The organism is Stenotrophomonas sp. DDT-1 (genome assembly GCF_001580555.1).
GTDB classification, from domain to species: domain Bacteria; phylum Pseudomonadota; class Gammaproteobacteria; order Xanthomonadales; family Xanthomonadaceae; genus Stenotrophomonas; species Stenotrophomonas sepilia.
The window spans coordinates 15,532-31,944 of sequence record NZ_LEKR01000001.1 but is presented as its reverse complement, the minus strand read 5'-3'; the positions used below and the strand labels follow the sequence as shown (position 1 = coordinate 31,944).

The window sequence follows — 16,413 nt, the reverse complement described above, 5'->3', positions numbered from 1 at the left end:
CAGCGCTTACACTGCGCGGCCCGTTCCATCCCCCCGGACAACCCGAATGCGCAACAACCCGATGGCCGTGGGCATCGCCAATGGCGTGGCCGCTGGCGCGCTGTGGGGCGTGGTTTTCCTCGCGCCTGCCGTGCTTCAGTCGTTCAATGCGCTGCAACTGTCCGCCGGCCGCTACCTGGTCTATGGCCTGATGGCAGTCGCCCTGCTGCTGCCGCGATGGAAGCGGCTGGCACCGCAGCTGGGCCGTGCCGAATGGATCGGCCTGCTGTGGCTGAGCCTGGCAGGCAACCTGGTGTACTTCCTGCTGCTGGCGACCGCCGTGCAGTGGGCCGGTGGCGCTGCGGCATCGCTGATCGTCGGCCTGATTCCGGTCGTGGTCACCCTGGTTGGCGTGCGCGAGCAGGGGGCGGTGCCGCTGAGGCAGCTGCTGCCGGCGCTGGGCCTTTGCGTGCTCGGCGTGGGACTGGTTGGCTGGGAAACGCTGATGTCCGAGCACCTGGCCACCCCGTGGCGGCAGCGCCTGATCGGGCTGCTGTGCGCGTTCGGTGCGCTGTTCTCGTGGGCGCTGTATTCGATCGGCAACAGCCGCTGGCTGGCGCGCCGAACGGATCTGTCCAGCCACGACTGGTCGCTGCTGACCGGCGTCACCACCGGCGGCCTGGCCCTGCTGCTGGTGCCGATGGCCTTCATCGGGCACACCGGCAGCCATACGGCGGCGCAATGGAGCGGGTTCTGGGCGATCAGCGCCGGCGTGGCAGTGGTGGCCTCGATCCTCGGCAACGCATTCTGGAACCGTGCCAGCCGTCTGCTGCCACTGACCCTGACCGGCCAGATGATCGTGTTCGAGACCCTGTTCGCGCTGCTGTACGCCTTTGCATGGCAGCAGCGCTGGCCCTCGCTGCTGGAAGCCCTGGCAATCGTGTTCCTGGTGGCTGGCGTGATGCTGTGCGCGCATGCCCATCGCACACCGCGGGCGATCGCCGAACATGCCGGCTGAATGCGGTCGTCAAGCGTGCTGATGCCGGCTTGGTCTCAGATGCAACCAAATGCCGGCACGTTGGCCGATGATCGCTGCATCGATTTTCTGCATCGCAGCACTTGACAGCGGCCGGGCGCACGGTGTTTTCTGTGCGCCATGGTCCTTGATGCCGCCCACGCCAGCCTGATCGCGCCCGCCATTGCGGGCCGTTCGACTGCGCCGGTCGCGACCATCACCACCATTACCACCACCACCGTCACCACTGCCCTGGTGCGGCCCGTCGTCTTCGTGTAACTCCCGAAAACCACGGCCCCGCACCTACAGGTGGCGGGGAAACTCGACACCTGCATGCGACGGGGCCTCCTACCGAGGTCTGCATGTCTTCCCACGCTCCCGCTCATTCCGTTGCCCCGGCCGACCTGGCTGCACCGTCCACCGTCGTGCACAAGTTCGGCGGCACCTCGGTGGCCGATGCCGAACGCTATCGCCATGTGGGCGGCCTGCTGCTGGCCCGTCCCGAATCGTTGCAGGTCACTGTTGTCTCGGCGATGAAGGGCGTCACCGACGCGCTGATTGAACTGGCCCAGCTGGCGGCCAAGGGCGATCAAGGCTGGCGTGAGGCCTGGCATGCCCTGCGCGCACGCCATCGCGGCGCTGCCGTGGCGCTGCTGGGCGAGCAGGTGGGCGAGACGGTTGAATGGATCGACGCCCGCTTCGATCAGCTGGCCGAAGTGCTGGCCGCGCTGGCAGTGATCGGCGAGCTGCCGCGCGAGGTGCTGGACCGTGTGCAGGGCTTGGGCGAAGTGTTTTCCGCACAGCTGCTTGGTACCCACCTGCGCGCGCTGGGCGAAGACTGCGCGGTACTCGACGCGCGCGATGTGCTTGTGGTCGGGCATGGCGAACTCGGCGTGGATGTCGACTGGGAAGCCAGTGCCGACCGACTGGCCAAGTGGCGCCTGCAGCATCCGCAGTCGCGCCTGGTTGCCACCGGATTCGTCGCACGCGATCGCGATGACCGCATCACCACCCTCGGCCGCAACGGCAGCGACTATTCCGGTGCGATCTTTGCCGCGCTGTTCAACGCTGACGAGCTGCACATCTGGACTGATGTCGATGGCGTGCTGTCGGCGGACCCGCGGCTGGTGCCCGAGGCGGTGCAGCTGGAAGCGCTGAGCTACGACGAGGCCTGCGAACTGGCGTACTTCGGCGCCAAGGTGGTGCATCCGCAGACCATGTCGCCGGCGATCCGCCTCGGCCTGCCGATTTTCATCCGCAATACGTTCCAGCCGGCGCATCCGGGTACGCGGATCAGCGCCGAGCGCTCGCCGCGCGGGCCGGTGAAGGGCCTGACCCTGAGTCCCGGCCTGGCCCTGCTGAACCTGGAAGGCACCGGCCTGATCGGCGTGCCCGGTACCGCCGAGCGCGTGTTTGCCGCCCTGCGCCAGGCGCAGGTGTCGGTGGTGATGATCTCGCAGGGTTCCTCGGAACATTCAATCTGCTGCGTGGTGCGTGCTGCCGAAGCCGGCCGTGGCCGTGATGCACTGCTGCACGCATTTGCGCACGAGTTGTCAGCGGGACAGGTGCAGCGCGTGCAGGTCAGTGAGGGCGTCAGCGTACTGGCTGCGGTCGGTGACGGCATGGCCGGGCAGCCAGGTGTGGCGGCGCGCCTGTTCGAGGCACTGGGGCGTGCGCAGGTGAACATCCTGGCGATCGCGCAGGGCTCGTCCGAGCGCAACATCTCGGTCGCCGTGGATAGTGCCGATGCCACCCGTGCGTTGCGCGCGGCGCATGCAGGCTTCTGGCTGTCGCCGCAGACCTTCGCGGTCGGTGTGATCGGGCCCGGCAACGTTGGCGCCGCACTGCTGGATCAGTTGCTGGCCGCGCGCCCGCAGCTGCTGGCCAAGGCCAATGTGGATCTTCGCCTGCGTGCGCTGGCCTCGCGTTCGCGCATGCGCCTGGAAGTGGACGGCCTGCATGCGGACTGGCGTGAGGCCCTGCGGGACGCGGGTGAATCCAGCGACCTTGATCGTTTCACCGAGCACCTGCTGGCTGCGCACCTGCCCCACTCGGTGGTGATCGACTGCAGTGGCAGTGCCGAGGTGGCCGAGCGCTACGAGGGCTGGCTGGCGGCGGGCATCCATGTGGTCACCCCGAACAAACAGGCGGGCGCCGGGCCGCTGCCGCGCTACCAGCGCATCCGCGCCGCCGCAGCGGCCAGTGGCGCGCGCTTCCGCTACGAGGCCACGGTGGGCGCGGGCCTGCCGGTGATCACCACGCTGCGCGATCTGGTCGATACCGGTGACGAGGTGCTGGCCATCGAGGGCATCTTCTCCGGCACGCTGGCCTGGCTGTTCAACCGCTTCGATGGCAGCCAGCCGTTCTCGCAGCTGGTCGCGCAGGCGCGGTCGATGGGCTATACCGAGCCGGACCCGCGCGATGATCTGTCCGGTGTGGACGTGGCACGCAAGCTGGTGATCCTTGCACGCGAGGCCGGCCACGCGCTCAGCCTGGAACAGGTACAGGTGGAAAGCCTGGTGCCGGCACTGCTGCGCGACGGCAGCGTGGATGACTTCATGGCGCGGCTGGGCGAGTCCGACGCCAGCCTGCTGCAGCGCCTGCAGGATGCGCGGGCGCGTGGCGCGGTGCTGCGCTACGTGGCACGGCTGGGCACCGACGGCGCCTCGGTGGGCCTGCAGGAACTGCCGGCCGACCATGCCTTCGCCAACCTGCGGCTGACCGACAACGTGGTGCAGTTCCGTACCCGCCGCTACTGCGACAACCCGCTGGTGGTGCAGGGACCGGGCGCTGGACCGGAAGTGACGGCGGCGGGCGTGTTCGCCGACCTGCTGCGGGTAGCCGCTGGCGAGGGAGCACGCCTGTGATCGCACGTGCATTTGCGCCCGCCTCGGTGGCCAATGTGGCGGTGGGCTTCGACATACTGGGGCATGCCATTGCAGGCGTTGGCGATACGGTGAGCGTGCGGCGTATCGATGAGCCGGTGGTGCGCATCGAGGCCATCCGTGGCAGTGCGGTCGAACTTCCACTGGAGGCGGCCGGAAACACGGCAGGTGCGGCGTTGATGTCGCTGCGCGCAGGGCTGGGCCTTGACTTCGGCTTCGCGGTGGAGATCGACAAGGGCATTCCATTCGGCTCCGGCATGGGGGGCTCGGCAGCCTCGTGCGTCGCTGCGCTGGTTGCTGCCAATGCATTGCTGGATGCGCCGCTCTCGCGCGAGGCGCTGTACCCGTTTGCCCTGGATGGCGAGGCCGTGGCCAGTGGGGGCCGCCATGGTGACAACGTGGGGCCGCTGCTGCTCGGCGGGCTGGCGTTGTGCACGGCTGACCGCCTGCTGCCGATCCCTGTGCCAGCCAGTTGGCACAGCCTGCTAGTGCACCCGCACGCGGTGCTGGAAACCCGTCTGGCACGCCAGGCGCTGCAAGGCAGCTATGCGCTGGGTGAATTCGTGGCGCAGAGTGCGAATCTTGCGCTGGTGCTCAGCGGCTGCCATCGCAGCGACGCGGCGCTGGTGCGCGCTGGCCTGCGCGATGTGCTGGTGGAGCCGCGACGGGCGGGTCTGATCGGCGGCTTCGAGGTGGCTCGCGATGCGGCGTTGTCAGCCCGTGCAATGGGCGCGGGCATCTCCGGTGCCGGCCCCAGCGTATTCGCCTGGTTCGAAGATGCCGACCAGGCCCACGCTGCCGCGGCGCCGGTGCAGGCCGCATTCGCTGCTGCCGGCTTCGACAGCGATGCCTGGGTGTCGCCTCTGGATACGCCGGGAGCCCGGCTGTGCTGAATCCTTCCCCTTTACTGGATACCCAACCCATGCAATTTGTTTCGACCCGCGGCCAGTCCCCGGCCGTCGGCCTCAGTGCGGCGATCGCTGCAGGATTGGCGCCCGATGGTGGGCTGTATGTTCCGCAGGTGCTGCCGGCGCCACGTGAGCTGCAGGCCGGCGCAACGCTGGCCGATACCGCCGCCGATCTGCTGGCACCGTTCTTCGCAGGTGATGCTCTGGAGGCAGCGCTGCCATCGATCTGCCGCGAGGCGTTTGACTTTCCGGTGCCGCTGCGTCCACTGGGCGGCGGTGACCATGTGCTGGAGCTGTTCCATGGGCCGACGGCGGCGTTCAAGGATGTCGGTGCGCGCTTCCTGGCCGGAACGCTGTCGCGGCTGCAGGCCGGTAAGGACCGCGACCTGACCATTGTTGTCGCCACGTCTGGCGATACCGGCGCCGCCGTTGCTGCGGCGTTCCATCGCCAGCCGGGCGTGCGCGTGGTGGTGCTGTATCCGGATGGCCGCGTGTCACCGCGGCAGGCGCATCAGCTTGGTTGCTTCGGCGACAACATCCAGGCGCTGCGCGTGGCCGGTGCCTTCGACGACTGCCAGGCGATGGTCAAGCAGGCGCTGGCCGACCGCGAACTGCAGGCGCAGGTGCCGTTGAGCTCGGCCAACAGCATCAGCCTGGGCCGCCTGCTGCCGCAAATGAGCTACTACGCGCATGCGGCACTGACCCATCATGCTGAAACCCGTCGCCGGCTCAACCTGGTGGTGCCGACCGGCAACCTTGGCAACGCAATGGCTGCGGTGCTGGCGCGTGCGCTGGGTGTGCCGATCGGACAGATCGTGCTGGCCACCAATGCCAATGCGGTACTGCCAGCGTACTTCAGCGGCGGCGACTACCAGCCGCAGGCCAGTGTGGCCACCGTGGCCAATGCAATGGACGTAGGGGCGCCAAGCAACTTCGAACGCCTGCGCTGGCTTTACCACGGAGATGATGCCGAGCTGCGCGCTGCGTTCCGTGCGTTCGCGGTGGACGACGTGACCATCCGCGCCACCATTGCCGCCGCGCATGCCAGCAGGGGCGAGCTGTTCTGCCCGCATACGGCTACGGCGGTGAAGGTGCTGCAGGACCTGCGCGCCCGTGGTGCCAAGGGCGACTGGGCGGTGGTGGCCACCGCGCATCCGGCCAAGTTCGAGGCCGTGGTCGAGCCGTTGATCGGCGAACCTGTGGCCGTGCCGCCGGCATTGGATGCGTTGTTGCAGCGGCCGGCACACGCCGAACCGTTGGCCGCCGATTACGCGGCGTTGCGCGAGGTGTTGGCTCCCATGTAGAGCCGAGCCATGCTCGGCTGCTGTTCGCGCACGGCGCGATGAGTCGAGCATGGCTCGACTCTACAATGCGCTTCGCGCAACACGGGTAGTGCCGGCCGCTGGCCGGCAACCCCATGAACTGCGAAATCCTCAGATCAACCCTTCACCCGCCAGCGTGCGCAGCCCGTCCTCGTCGAGGATCTCCACTACGTTCAGGTGGGGCAGGGCAATCAGCCCTTGCTGGCGCAGCTTGGTGAAGGTGCGGCTGACCGTTTCCATGGTCAGGCCCAGATGGTCGGCGATGTCGCCTCGGCCCATCGGCAGCGACACGCGCAGGCCGTCGCCGCCCAGCCTGGCTTCACGCGCGGCCAGGCGCAGCAGGAAATCAGCCAGCTTCTCGGCCGGCTGCAGGCGTGCCAGCGCCAGTGCAGCGTCCTGTGCGGCATCCAGTTCCTGGCAGGCACGCTGCAGCAGCTTGCGCTCCAGGTGCGGGAAGCGGCTGCGGAGCGCCTTCATCTGTGGCAGCGCGACGCGGCAGACACGGCTGTCGGCGATGGCTTCGATGTCGTAACGGTGATGGTCGCTGCCGCTCAGGCCCAGGTAGTCGCCGGGCAGCACGAAGCCGTTGATCTGGCGGCGGCCGTCGGCCAGGGTGCGTACCAGGCGCAGTGCGCCTGCAGTCAATGTATAGACATGGTCGCGTTCTTCACCCGTGCGGGCCAGCGTGCTGCCCATGCTGACCTGCTGCGAAACGGTGACCTGTTCCAGCGCCTGCACTTCATCGGGCGACAGCGCCGAGCACACCGCAAGGTGGCGAACCGAGCAGTGCAGGCAGTCCAGCGTGGTGCAGGACGGCGAGGCGGGATCGTTGGTGGCGGGCGGAGCGCCGGAAGGCCGTGACATGTTGCGGGGGCGTATCGCGGGCGGGGAGGGCCTTATGATACTTCAAGCGGCCGTTCGACCCTGCCCGAGGCGGGGGCGCTAGAATGTCGCCCCCTCCCACGTCCCGTTCCAGCAGGAGTTCCGCCCGTGATCAAGCCCCGTACCCCGCCCGGCACCCTTGAACTGCTGCCGCGCGAGCAGATTGCGTTCCAGCGCATGCTGGACGTGATCCGCCGCAACTACGAGCGCTTCGGGTTCCTGCCGGTGGAGACGCCGGTGTTCGAACTGTCCGACGTGCTGCTGACCAAGTCCGGCGGCGAGACCGAGCGCCAGGTGTACTTCGTGCAGTCCACCGGTGCGCTGGCCAATGCGGCCGAATCGGGCGACCGTTCGCTGCCGGAGATGGCGCTGCGCTTCGACCTGACCGTGCCGCTGGCACGCTACGTGGCCGAGCACGAACACGAACTCACCTTCCCGTTCCGTCGCTACCAGATGCAGCGCGTGTACCGCGGCGAGCGTGCCCAGCGCGGCCGTTTCCGCGAGTTCTACCAGTGCGACATCGACGTGATCGGCAAGGACAGCCTGAGCGTTCGCTATGATGCCGAAGTGCTGGCGGTCATCCACGCCGTGTTCTCGGAACTGCGCATCGGTGACTTCAGCATCCAGCTGAACAACCGCAAGCTCATGCGCGGCTTCTTCGAGAGCCTCGGCGTGGCCGAAGGCGAGCGCCAGCTGGCGGTGCTGCGTGAAGTGGACAAGCTGGACAAGCGCGGCGCCGATTACGTGCGCGAGACGCTGGTGGGCGAGGGCTTCAACATCCCGGCCCAGCAGGTCGAGAAGATCCTGGCATTCGTGGCCGTGCGTTCGCAGGGCCATGCCGATGCGCTGGCGCAGCTGGCCACGCTTGAAGCCGACGCCGGTTCTTCGGAGATCCTGCGTACCGGCGTGGCCGAACTGCGCGAAGTGCTGCAGCTGGTGCAGGCGCTGGGCGTGCCGGAAACCGCGTACTGCCTGAACTTCTCCATTGCGCGCGGCCTGGACTACTACACCGGCACCGTCTACGAGACAACGTTGACCGACCACCCGCAGATCGGCTCGATCTGCTCGGGCGGCCGCTACGAAGACCTGGCCAGCCACTACAGCAAGTCCAAGTTGCCGGGCGTGGGCATTTCCATCGGCCTGTCGCGCCTGTTCTGGCAGCTGCGCGAGGCCGGCTTGATCGATGGCATCGAGGCCAGCAGCGTGCAGGCGCTGGTGGCGCTGATGGACGAGCAGGGCATGCCGCAGTCGCTGGACATCGCGCGTCGGCTGCGCGCCGGTGGCATCAATACCGAAGTGCAGATGGAGCCGAAGAAGATCGGCAAGCAGTTCCAGTACGCCGCCAAGGCGGGCATCCGCTTCGTGGTGCTGGCCGGTGAGGACGAGCTGGCGCGCGGCGTGGTGGCGGTGAAGGACCTGGTGCGCGAGCAGCAGTTCGAAGTGTCGCGCGATGAACTGGCCAGCACCCTGCAGGTGGAGCTGGAGCAGTCCAAGGTGATGTAACGGCCACTGGCAGCATGCAACGCTTCAAGGAAACGCCCACCAACCGGTGGGCGTTTTCGTTTCCGGGCCCCGGCCGTCCCGACAGCTCGCGGCCAACTGTCGAAGGCGGGGTGGGTCCGGTTGAGGGGGCGTGAGCCGCATAAATGCGGCGACCGAGCTTACATGGGTGAGGGCGCTTTGCTTGCGAAGCACTGCTTCGCAAGCGCCCGAACGCACAGCCGCCAGCGGCTGGGCCGGGCCCCGGAGGGGTACTTGCAGCGCCCCCCTCAAGCGGATCCATCCCGCCAACCCTCGGAAACCAGCTTTGCTGTTGCTCTGGCTCTTGCCTCTGCGGGTGCAGGGCAGCAGCCCTGCCGTACCCCAACTGACGATTTGACGCACTGCGCAAGAATGTGCTAATGTACTAACGCGTTATTACATTGATGCATGGAAACAGCCCCGTGAAAGCCCGCCCCGAGATTGCCGCCAAAGACCCGAAGGCCGACCTGGAAGCCTTGGCCCTGGCCTTTGCCGCCCTGCGCGAGCCGGAGCAGGTGGAAGCCTTCCTGCGCGATCTGTGCACGCCGGCCGAACTGGAAGCCATGGCCGACCGCTGGAAAGTGGTGCCGTTGCTGCAGCAGGGCGTGCCGTATCGCGAGATCCACGAGCGCACCGGCGTGAGCGTGACCACCACCGGGCGGGTGGCGCGCACGCTCGAGCATGGCCATCGAGGCTATGCCGCTGCCATCGACCGCCTTGCTTCGCGCTGATCCGCGCCCCGTTCCGAACTTCGAGACCTCCCCCATGAGTGCAACCCAGGCAGCGCCGGCAAGAGACCGGCTGCGTATCGCCATCCAGAAGAGTGGCCGGCTGGCCGAGCCCGCCCGCAACCTGCTCAGCGCCTGTGGCCTGAGCTGGCGCGAAAGCCGTGACAAGTTGTTCTGCTACGGTGAATCGCTGCCGGTAGACCTGCTGCTGGTGCGCGACGACGACATCCCCGGCCTGATCGCTGACGGCGTCTGCGACCTCGGCATCGTCGGCCGCAATGAACTGGACGAGCAGGCCGCGGCACGCCGCCAGATCGGCCTGCCTGACGCCTATCAGGCGCTGCGCGGGCTGGGCTTCGGCCAGTGCCGGCTGATGCTGGCGGTGCCCGAGGAATGGCAGTGGCAGGGTCCGGCGCAGCTGGCCGGTACCCGCATCGCCACCAGCTACCCGGCCATCCTCACGCAGTGGCTGGCGGAGCAGGGCGTGGACGCGCAGGTGGTCGAATTGTCCGGTTCGGTGGAAATCGCCCCGCGCCTGGGTACCGCCGACCTGATCTGTGATCTGGTCTCCAGCGGTGCCACGCTGCGCGCCAACCAGTTGACCCCGGTACACAACCTGCTCGACAGCGAGGCGGTGCTGGCCGGTGCAGTAAGGGTGCCGGATGATGCACGCGCTTCGCTGCGCGCGATGCTGCTGCGCCGCCTCGACGGCGTGGTGCAGCGCCAGGACCGCAAGCTGCTGATGTTCCGCGCCAGCGAGGACCGCGTCGATGCGCTGGCGCAGTTGCTGGCCGATGCCGAGCCGCTGGTGCGGTTGCCGGCCGATGGCGGTGCGCTGCGCCTGCAGACCATGTGCCCTGGCCCGCTGAGCTGGCAGCGCATGGAGGAACTCGAGCGCGCGGGTGCGCAGGGCCTGATGGTACTGAGCGTGGAGCGGTCGCTGGCATGAACCGTCTGATCTGGTCCCGACTTGATGAGGCCGCGCGCAGCGCGGCATTGACCCGCCCGGTGCAGACCGTGGCGCAGCAGACCCGCGACGCGGTGGCGACGCTGATCGCACAGGTACGCACGCAGGGCGACGACGCGCTGCGTGCGATCACCGCACGCTTCGATGGTGTCGAACTGTCGTCCTTTGAAGTGAGCGAAGCCGAGTTCGCGGCGGCCGAAGCCGCTGTCCCCGCCGAACTGCGCCAGGCCATGGTGGACGCCGCCGAGCGCATCGCCCGCTTCCACGCCGCCGGCATGGGCAAGGGTTACGCGGTTGAAACTGCGCCGGGCGTAGTCTGCGAACGCATGCTGCGCCCGATCGGTCGGGTGGGCCTGTACGTGCCGGCCGGCAGCGCGCCGCTGCCGTCTACCGCGCTGATGCTGGGCGTTCCGGCACAGCTGGCCGGCTGCCCGCAGGTGGTGCTGTGCACGCCGCCGCGCGCCGATGGCAGCGCAGACCCGGCCGTACTGGTGGCGGCGCGGCTGACCGGCGTGCAGCGCGTGTTCAAGCTGGGCGGCGCGCAGGCGATCGCTGCCATGGCCTATGGCACCGCAAGCATTCCCGCCTGCGACAAGCTGTTCGGGCCGGGCAACAGCTTCGTGACCGAAGCGAAGCAGCAGGTCGCACAGGAGGGCGCCGCCGCCATCGACATGCCGGCCGGCCCGTCGGAAGTGCTGGTGATCGCCGATGCGGGTGCCAATCCGGCGTTCGTGGCTGCCGATCTGCTGTCGCAGGCCGAGCATGGCCCGGATTCGCAGGTGCTGCTGCTGACCGACGATGCCGCGATGCTGGCGGCGGTCGAGGCCGAAGTGGAGCGGCAGGTGGCCCTGCTGCCGCGCCAGCAGATCGCGCGCCAGGCGCTGTCGGCCTCGCGCCTGATCCAGGTCGATTCGCTGGAGGAAGCCTTCGCGATCAGCAACCGCTATGCGCCGGAGCACCTGATCCTGGCACTGCGTGATCCGCGCGCGTGGCTGGACAAGGTGCAGGCGGCCGGCTCGGTGTTCCTGGGTGATTACACCCCCGAAGCACTGGGTGACTACTGCAGCGGCACCAACCACGTACTGCCCACCGCCGGTGCCGCACTTGCCTACAGCGGCGTGAGTGTTGCCAGCTTCCAGAACCTGATCAGCGTGCAGAGCGCCAGTGCCGCCGGCCTGGCCGCGATCGGCGGCTGCGCGCGCATCATCGCCAGCGCCGAAGGCCTGGATGCCCACGAGCGTGCGGTTGCATTGCGCATGGAGTCCGCCGCATGAGCGCCGCCATTGATGACGTGCTGGCACTGGTGCGCCCGGATCTGCAGGCCTTCGCCGGCTACAGCTCGGCGCGCAGTGCGGTGGTGCAGGGCGAGGTCTGGTTGAATGCCAACGAGTCGGCCTGGGCCAATCCGGCCGATGCGGCTGGCAGCAGCCGGCGCTATCCGGAGCCGCAACCGTTGGCGTTGCGCGAAGGCTTGGCGGCGCTGTACGGCGTGACGCCGCAGCAGCTGCTGGTCGGCCGCGGCAGCGACGAGGCCATTGATCTGCTGGTACGCGCGCTGTGCGTGCCGGGTCGCGATGGCGTGCTGGTCACGCCGCCGGTGTTCGGCATGTACGCCGTCTGCGCGCGCCTGCAGGGTGCCGCATTGATTGAAGTGCCGCTGGTGGACAGCGAGGATGGCCTGCGCGCCGATCTGGATGCGGTGATCGACGCGGCCAAGGCGCAGGGAGCCAAGCTGGTGTTCCTGTGCGCACCGTCGAACCCGGCCGGCAGTGACATCGCTCTGGAGGAGGTCGAGCGTGTGGCGGTTGCGCTGCGCGGGCAGGCGCTGGTGGTGGTGGACGAGGCCTATGTGGAGTACGCGCAGCGCCCGTCGGCGACCACGCTGCTGGCCGCGAACCCGAATCTGGCGGTGCTGCGCACGCTGTCGAAGGCGCACGCTCTTGCTGCCGCGCGCATTGGAACCCTGATCGCCGCACCGGAGCTGATTGCTGTGCTGCGCCGCTGCCAGGCGCCGTACCCGGTGCCGACGCCGTGCGCGGAACTGGCGGTACAGGCGCTGCAACCCGCCGCGCTGGCCCGGACCGCCGAACGCGTAGCCACGGTGATTGCCGAGCGCGAACGCCTGCGCGTGGCGCTGCTGGGCCTGCCCGGCGTGCGTCGCGTCTACCGCTCATCCGGCAACTACCTGCTGGTCCGCTTCGCCGATGCCCAGGCCGCGTTCGATACGCTGCTGGCTGCGGGCGTGGTGGTGCGTGACCAGCGCGCCGCGCCGCAGTTGGGTGATGCGCTGCGCATCAGCATCGGCAGCCCCGAAGAGAATGACCGCGTGCTTGCGACCCTGTCGGCGCGGAGGGCCGCAGCATGACCCCGATCCTGTTCATCGACCGCGACGGCACCCTCATCGAGGAGCCGTCCGATTTCCAGATCGATGCCTACGAGAAGCTGCGCTTCGTGCCGCAGGTGATCCCGGCGCTGCTGAAGCTGCGTGATGCCGGCTACCAGTTCGTGATTGTCACCAACCAGGACGGCCTGGGCAGCGACAGCTACCCGCGCGCCAGCTTCGATGGCCCGAACGACCTGATGCTGCAGATCTTCGAGAGCCAGGGCATCACCTTCCGTGACGTGCTGATCGACTGCAGCTGGCCGCAGGACAATGCGCCGACCCGCAAGCCGGGCATCGGCCTGATGACTGGCTACCTGCAGGACCGCAGCATCGACTGGGCACGCTCGGCCATGGTTGGCGACCGCATCACCGACCTGCAGTTCGCCGACAACCTCAACATCCGGGGCTTCCAGTTGCGTACCGAACAGTTCGGTGGCGAGTGGGACTGGCCGGGCATCGCGCACGCGCTGGCCGACGCGCCGCGCACCGCCGTGGTCCAGCGCAACACCAAAGAAACGAAAATCCGCGTTGAGCTGGACCTGGATCGCGCCGGTGATGCGCGCATCGCCACCGGCCTGCCGTTCTTCGACCACATGCTCGAACAGATCGGCAAGCACGGCGGCTTCGCCCTCGACATCCAGGCCGAGGGTGACCTGCACATCGACGAGCACCACACCATCGAGGACACCGGGCTGGCCCTGGGCCAGGCCCTGCGCGAGGCGCTGGGCGACAAGCGCGGCATCGGCCGCTACGGCTTCACCCTGCCGATGGACGAGACCCTGGCCAGCGCCGCGCTGGACTTCAGCGGCCGCCCGTACTTCGTGTTCGAGGGCGAGTTCAAGCGCGAGCGGGTGGGGGACATGCCGACCGAGCTGGTGCCGCATTTCTTCCGCTCGCTGTGCGATGCCAGCGGCCTGAACCTCAACCTGCAGGTGCGCGGCGACAACGATCACCACAAGGTGGAGGCCTGCTTCAAGGCGCTGGCGCGCGCACTGCGCCCGGCGCTGGCCCGGCAGGGCACGGCACTGCCGAGCACCAAGGGGGCATTGTGAGCGACGTCGCGCTGATCGATGCCGGAGGTGCCAACCTGGGCTCGGTGCGCTACGCACTGGAGCGCCTGGGCGCGACGGTGCGGCTGGTGCGCGACGCGGACGGCCTGATCGGCGCGCAGCGGGTGATCCTGCCCGGTGTCGGCGCCGCCGGTCCCGGCATGCAGCGCCTGCACGCGCAGGGCCTGGTGGAACCGCTGCAGCGGCTGGAGGTGCCGCTGATGGGCATCTGCCTCGGCATGCAATTGCTGTTCGAGCGCTCCGAGGAAGCGGGTGTGGAGACACTGGGGCTGATTCCCGGCGTGGTGCGCAAGCTGGTGCCGGCCTGCGGCATCCGCGTGCCACACATGGGCTGGAACCGGCTGCTGCCACTGCGCGAATCGCTGCTGCTGCGCGGCGTGCCGGAGCGTGCCAGCGCCTACTTCGTGCACAGCTATGCGGCGCCGCTCAATACCCACACCGTCGCTGCCTGCGACCACGGCGGCCTGTTCACTGCCGTGGTGGAGCAGGGGCGTTACTACGGCGCACAGTTCCACCCCGAGCGTTCCGGCGAAACCGGCTCGCTGATGCTGCGCAATTTCCTCGAGGGCACTGCTGCATGAGTTTCATCGTCTACCCCGCGCTGGATATCCGCGATGGCCGCGTGGTGCGGCTGCGCCAGGGCGACTACGCGCAGGAAACCTCCTACGGCGACGATCCGCTGCCGCGCGCGCAGGCGTTCGCCGCGCAGGGGGCGCAGTGGATGCATCTGGTCGACCTGGATGCTGCACGCGCCGGTGGCTATACGCTGGCGCCGCTGCTGGCGGCGATCCGCGCGCACACGCCGCTGCAGGTGCAGACCGGCGGTGGCGTGCGCGGCCGCGACGACGTGGCGCGCATCCTCGATGCCGGCGCCGGCCGCGTGGTGGTCGGTTCGCTGGCGGTGCGCCGCCCCGATGAAGTGGTGGGCTGGCTGGAGGAATTTGGCGCCGAGCGCATCACGATTGCGCTGGACGCGCGCCAGGACGCACAGGGGCAGTGGCAGCTGCCGGTGCACGGCTGGACCGAGAACGCCGGGGTGACCCTGGATGACCTGGCCCAGCGCTACGCGCGCGCTGGCATGCGCCACCTCTTGTGCACCGACATCGCCCGCGACGGCATGCTGGCCGGGCCCAATATCGGCCTCTACCAGCACCTGTCGGCATTGCTGCCAGGGGTGGCGGTGCAGGCGTCCGGCGGCATCCGTGACGTGGCCGATGTGGCCGAGGCGCGTGCCGCTGGCTGCGGCGGTGCGATCCTCGGCAAGGCGCTGCTGGAACAGCGCATGGACCTGGCGGAGGCACTGGCATGTTGAGCCGGCGCATCATTCCGTGCCTGGACGTGCGCGATGGCCGCGTGGTCAAGGGCGTGCGTTTCCGCGACCATGTCGACATGGGCGATATCGCCGAGCTGGCGCAGCGCTATCGCGACCAAGGGGCGGACGAGCTGGTGTTCTATGACATCGGCGCCAGCCCCGAGGCGCGTTCGGTCGACGTTGCCTGGATCGAGTGCATCGCGCGGCTGATCGACATTCCGTTCTGCGTGGCCGGGGGCATCGACAGCGTGGAAACCGCGCGTCGCGTGTTGTTCGCCGGTGCCGACAAGGTGTCGATCAACTCCCCCGCGCTGGGCCGCCCGGAACTGATCACTGAACTGGCCGACGAGTTCGGCGTGCAATGCGTGGTGGTCGGTGTCGATTCGGTGCGCGAAGCGGATGGCCAATGGCGGGTGCGCCGCTTCAGCGGAGACCCGGACAAGACCCAGGCGGTGCCACTGCGCACCCTGGACTGGATTGTCGAGGTGCAACGTCGGGGCGCCGGTGAGATCGTGCTGAACTGCATGGACAGCGATGGCGTGCGCCGCGGCTACGATGTCGCACAGTTGCGGCAGGCGAGGGCCCTGTGCCAGGTGCCACTGATCGCCTCCGGTGGCGCCGGTGCGATGGAGCACTTCGCCGAAGCCTTTGACCAGGCCGACGTCGATGGTGCGCTGGCGGCGAGCGTGTTCCACAGCGGCGGCATCGCCATTCCAGAATTGAAGCGCTACCTGCGCGGACAGCAGATCGAGGTGCGGGATGTCTATTGAAGTCAGGCCTTCGTTGGACGCATTGCAGGCACTGGACTGGGGCAAGGGTGACGGCTTGCTGCCGGCCGTGGTGCAGGATGCCGATACCCTGCAGGTGCTGATGCTGGGCTATGTCAGCGCAGAATCGCTGGCGGCCACGCTGGCCATCGGCCACATGACTTTCTTCAGCCGCAGCAAGCAGCGGTTGTGGACCAAGGGCGAGCAGTCCGGCAACGTGCTGGTGGTGCAATCGATCAGCGTCGACTGTGACGCCGACACGCTGCTGGTGATGGCACGCCCGGCGGGGCCGACCTGCCACACGGGTGCGGAGAGCTGTTTCGACCAGGCGCCGAAGGACTTCCTGGGCGGGCTGGGCCAGTTGGTCGCGATGCGTGAGGCGCAGCGCCCGCCGGGCAGCTATACGACCCGCCTGTTCGAGGGCGGCATCCGCCGCATCGCACAGAAGGTGGGTGAGGAGGGGGTGGAGACCGCACTGGCGGCGGTTGCGCAGGATGACGAGGCACTGCTCGGTGAGGCTTCGGACCTGCTGTACCACCTGCTGGTACTGCTGCGCGCGCGCGGTCTGTCGCTGGACGATGCGCGGGCGGTGCTGGAAAAACGCCATCGTTGAAGAAGGCGTGCGGAGCAGCGCTCCGCACCTACCTGTAGAGCCAAGCCATGCTCGGCTGTTT

Annotated in this window: 16 protein-coding genes; 15 read left to right on the top strand and 1 reads right to left on the bottom strand. The window is 68.4% G+C overall.

Annotation, left to right across the window (positions count from 1 at the left end):
- Nucleotides 1-46: 46 nt before the first annotated feature.
- The 5 genes from AB839_RS00130 (at nucleotide 47) to thrC (ending at nucleotide 6,091) form a co-directional block, all read left to right on the top strand.
- On the top strand, nucleotides 47-997 hold the full coding sequence (locus tag AB839_RS00130; protein WP_061477839.1) for a DMT family transporter: 951 nt from the start codon (nucleotides 47-49) through the stop codon (nucleotides 995-997).
- Nucleotides 998-1,135: 138 nt separating this feature from the next.
- On the top strand, nucleotides 1,136-1,273 hold the full coding sequence (locus AB839_RS21630) for a hypothetical protein (RefSeq protein ID WP_162911581.1): 138 nt from the start codon (nucleotides 1,136-1,138) through the stop codon (nucleotides 1,271-1,273).
- Between the two features lie 83 nt (nucleotides 1,274-1,356).
- Complete coding sequence (gene thrA, locus AB839_RS00125) at nucleotides 1,357-3,861, top strand: bifunctional aspartate kinase/homoserine dehydrogenase I (RefSeq protein ID WP_061477838.1); 2,505 nt, start codon at nucleotides 1,357-1,359, stop codon at nucleotides 3,859-3,861.
- Nucleotides 3,858-4,772 carry a homoserine kinase gene (locus AB839_RS00120; protein ID WP_061477837.1) on the top strand — a complete coding sequence of 305 codons (915 nt, stop codon included), beginning with the start codon at nucleotides 3,858-3,860 and terminating at the stop codon, nucleotides 4,770-4,772. The genes thrA and AB839_RS00120 overlap by 4 nt, the downstream gene beginning before the upstream one ends.
- A gap of 29 nt (nucleotides 4,773-4,801) precedes the next feature.
- Nucleotides 4,802-6,091 (top strand): threonine synthase, encoded by a 1,290-nt coding sequence (gene thrC, locus AB839_RS00115; protein ID WP_061477836.1) that lies wholly within the window; start codon nucleotides 4,802-4,804, stop codon nucleotides 6,089-6,091.
- Nucleotides 6,092-6,220: 129 nt separating this feature from the next.
- On the opposite strand, the gene AB839_RS00110 is transcribed toward thrC, so the two are convergent.
- Nucleotides 6,221-6,973, bottom strand: a complete 753-nt coding sequence (locus AB839_RS00110; protein WP_005416324.1) for a helix-turn-helix domain-containing protein — start codon at nucleotides 6,971-6,973, stop codon at nucleotides 6,221-6,223.
- A 126-nt stretch (nucleotides 6,974-7,099) separates the two neighbouring features.
- Between AB839_RS00110 and hisS the strand changes: the two genes are divergently transcribed.
- From hisS to hisIE, 10 genes are all read left to right on the top strand, one after another.
- The gene (gene hisS / locus AB839_RS00105; protein WP_061477835.1) at nucleotides 7,100-8,494 is read left to right on the top strand and encodes a histidine--tRNA ligase; all 1,395 of its coding nucleotides are present in this window, start codon (nucleotides 7,100-7,102) and stop codon (nucleotides 8,492-8,494) included.
- Nucleotides 8,495-8,934: 440 nt separating this feature from the next.
- The gene (locus AB839_RS00100; protein WP_088497315.1) at nucleotides 8,935-9,243 is read left to right on the top strand and encodes a YerC/YecD family TrpR-related protein; all 309 of its coding nucleotides are present in this window, start codon (nucleotides 8,935-8,937) and stop codon (nucleotides 9,241-9,243) included.
- A gap of 34 nt (nucleotides 9,244-9,277) precedes the next feature.
- Complete coding sequence (hisG, locus tag AB839_RS00095; protein WP_049438529.1) at nucleotides 9,278-10,189, top strand: ATP phosphoribosyltransferase; 912 nt, start codon at nucleotides 9,278-9,280, stop codon at nucleotides 10,187-10,189.
- Nucleotides 10,186-11,481 (top strand): histidinol dehydrogenase, encoded by a 1,296-nt coding sequence (gene hisD, locus AB839_RS00090; RefSeq protein WP_061477833.1) that lies wholly within the window; start codon nucleotides 10,186-10,188, stop codon nucleotides 11,479-11,481. The genes hisG and hisD overlap by 4 nt, the downstream gene beginning before the upstream one ends.
- Complete coding sequence (hisC, locus tag AB839_RS00085) at nucleotides 11,478-12,572, top strand: histidinol-phosphate transaminase (protein ID WP_061477832.1); 1,095 nt, start codon at nucleotides 11,478-11,480, stop codon at nucleotides 12,570-12,572. The genes hisD and hisC overlap by 4 nt, the downstream gene beginning before the upstream one ends.
- A complete protein-coding gene (hisB, locus tag AB839_RS00080) occupies nucleotides 12,569-13,642 on the top strand; it encodes a bifunctional histidinol-phosphatase/imidazoleglycerol-phosphate dehydratase HisB (protein ID WP_061477831.1) in 1,074 nt (357 codons plus the stop codon). Before hisC ends, hisB begins: the two co-directional genes overlap by 4 nt.
- Nucleotides 13,639-14,241: an imidazole glycerol phosphate synthase subunit HisH gene (gene hisH, locus AB839_RS00075; RefSeq protein WP_010482586.1), complete on the top strand. Its 603-nt coding sequence runs from the start codon at nucleotides 13,639-13,641 to the stop codon at nucleotides 14,239-14,241. The genes hisB and hisH overlap by 4 nt, the downstream gene beginning before the upstream one ends.
- Nucleotides 14,238-14,972 carry a 1-(5-phosphoribosyl)-5-[(5-phosphoribosylamino)methylideneamino]imidazole-4-carboxamide isomerase gene (hisA, locus tag AB839_RS00070; RefSeq protein WP_061477830.1) on the top strand — a complete coding sequence of 245 codons (735 nt, stop codon included), beginning with the start codon at nucleotides 14,238-14,240 and terminating at the stop codon, nucleotides 14,970-14,972. The genes hisH and hisA overlap by 4 nt, the downstream gene beginning before the upstream one ends.
- Complete coding sequence (gene hisF, locus AB839_RS00065) at nucleotides 14,966-15,742, top strand: imidazole glycerol phosphate synthase subunit HisF (RefSeq protein WP_061477829.1); 777 nt, start codon at nucleotides 14,966-14,968, stop codon at nucleotides 15,740-15,742. The genes hisA and hisF overlap by 7 nt, the downstream gene beginning before the upstream one ends.
- The gene (hisIE, locus tag AB839_RS00060) at nucleotides 15,732-16,352 is read left to right on the top strand and encodes a bifunctional phosphoribosyl-AMP cyclohydrolase/phosphoribosyl-ATP diphosphatase HisIE (RefSeq protein WP_061477828.1); all 621 of its coding nucleotides are present in this window, start codon (nucleotides 15,732-15,734) and stop codon (nucleotides 16,350-16,352) included. Before hisF ends, hisIE begins: the two co-directional genes overlap by 11 nt.
- Nucleotides 16,353-16,413 lie beyond the last annotated feature (61 nt).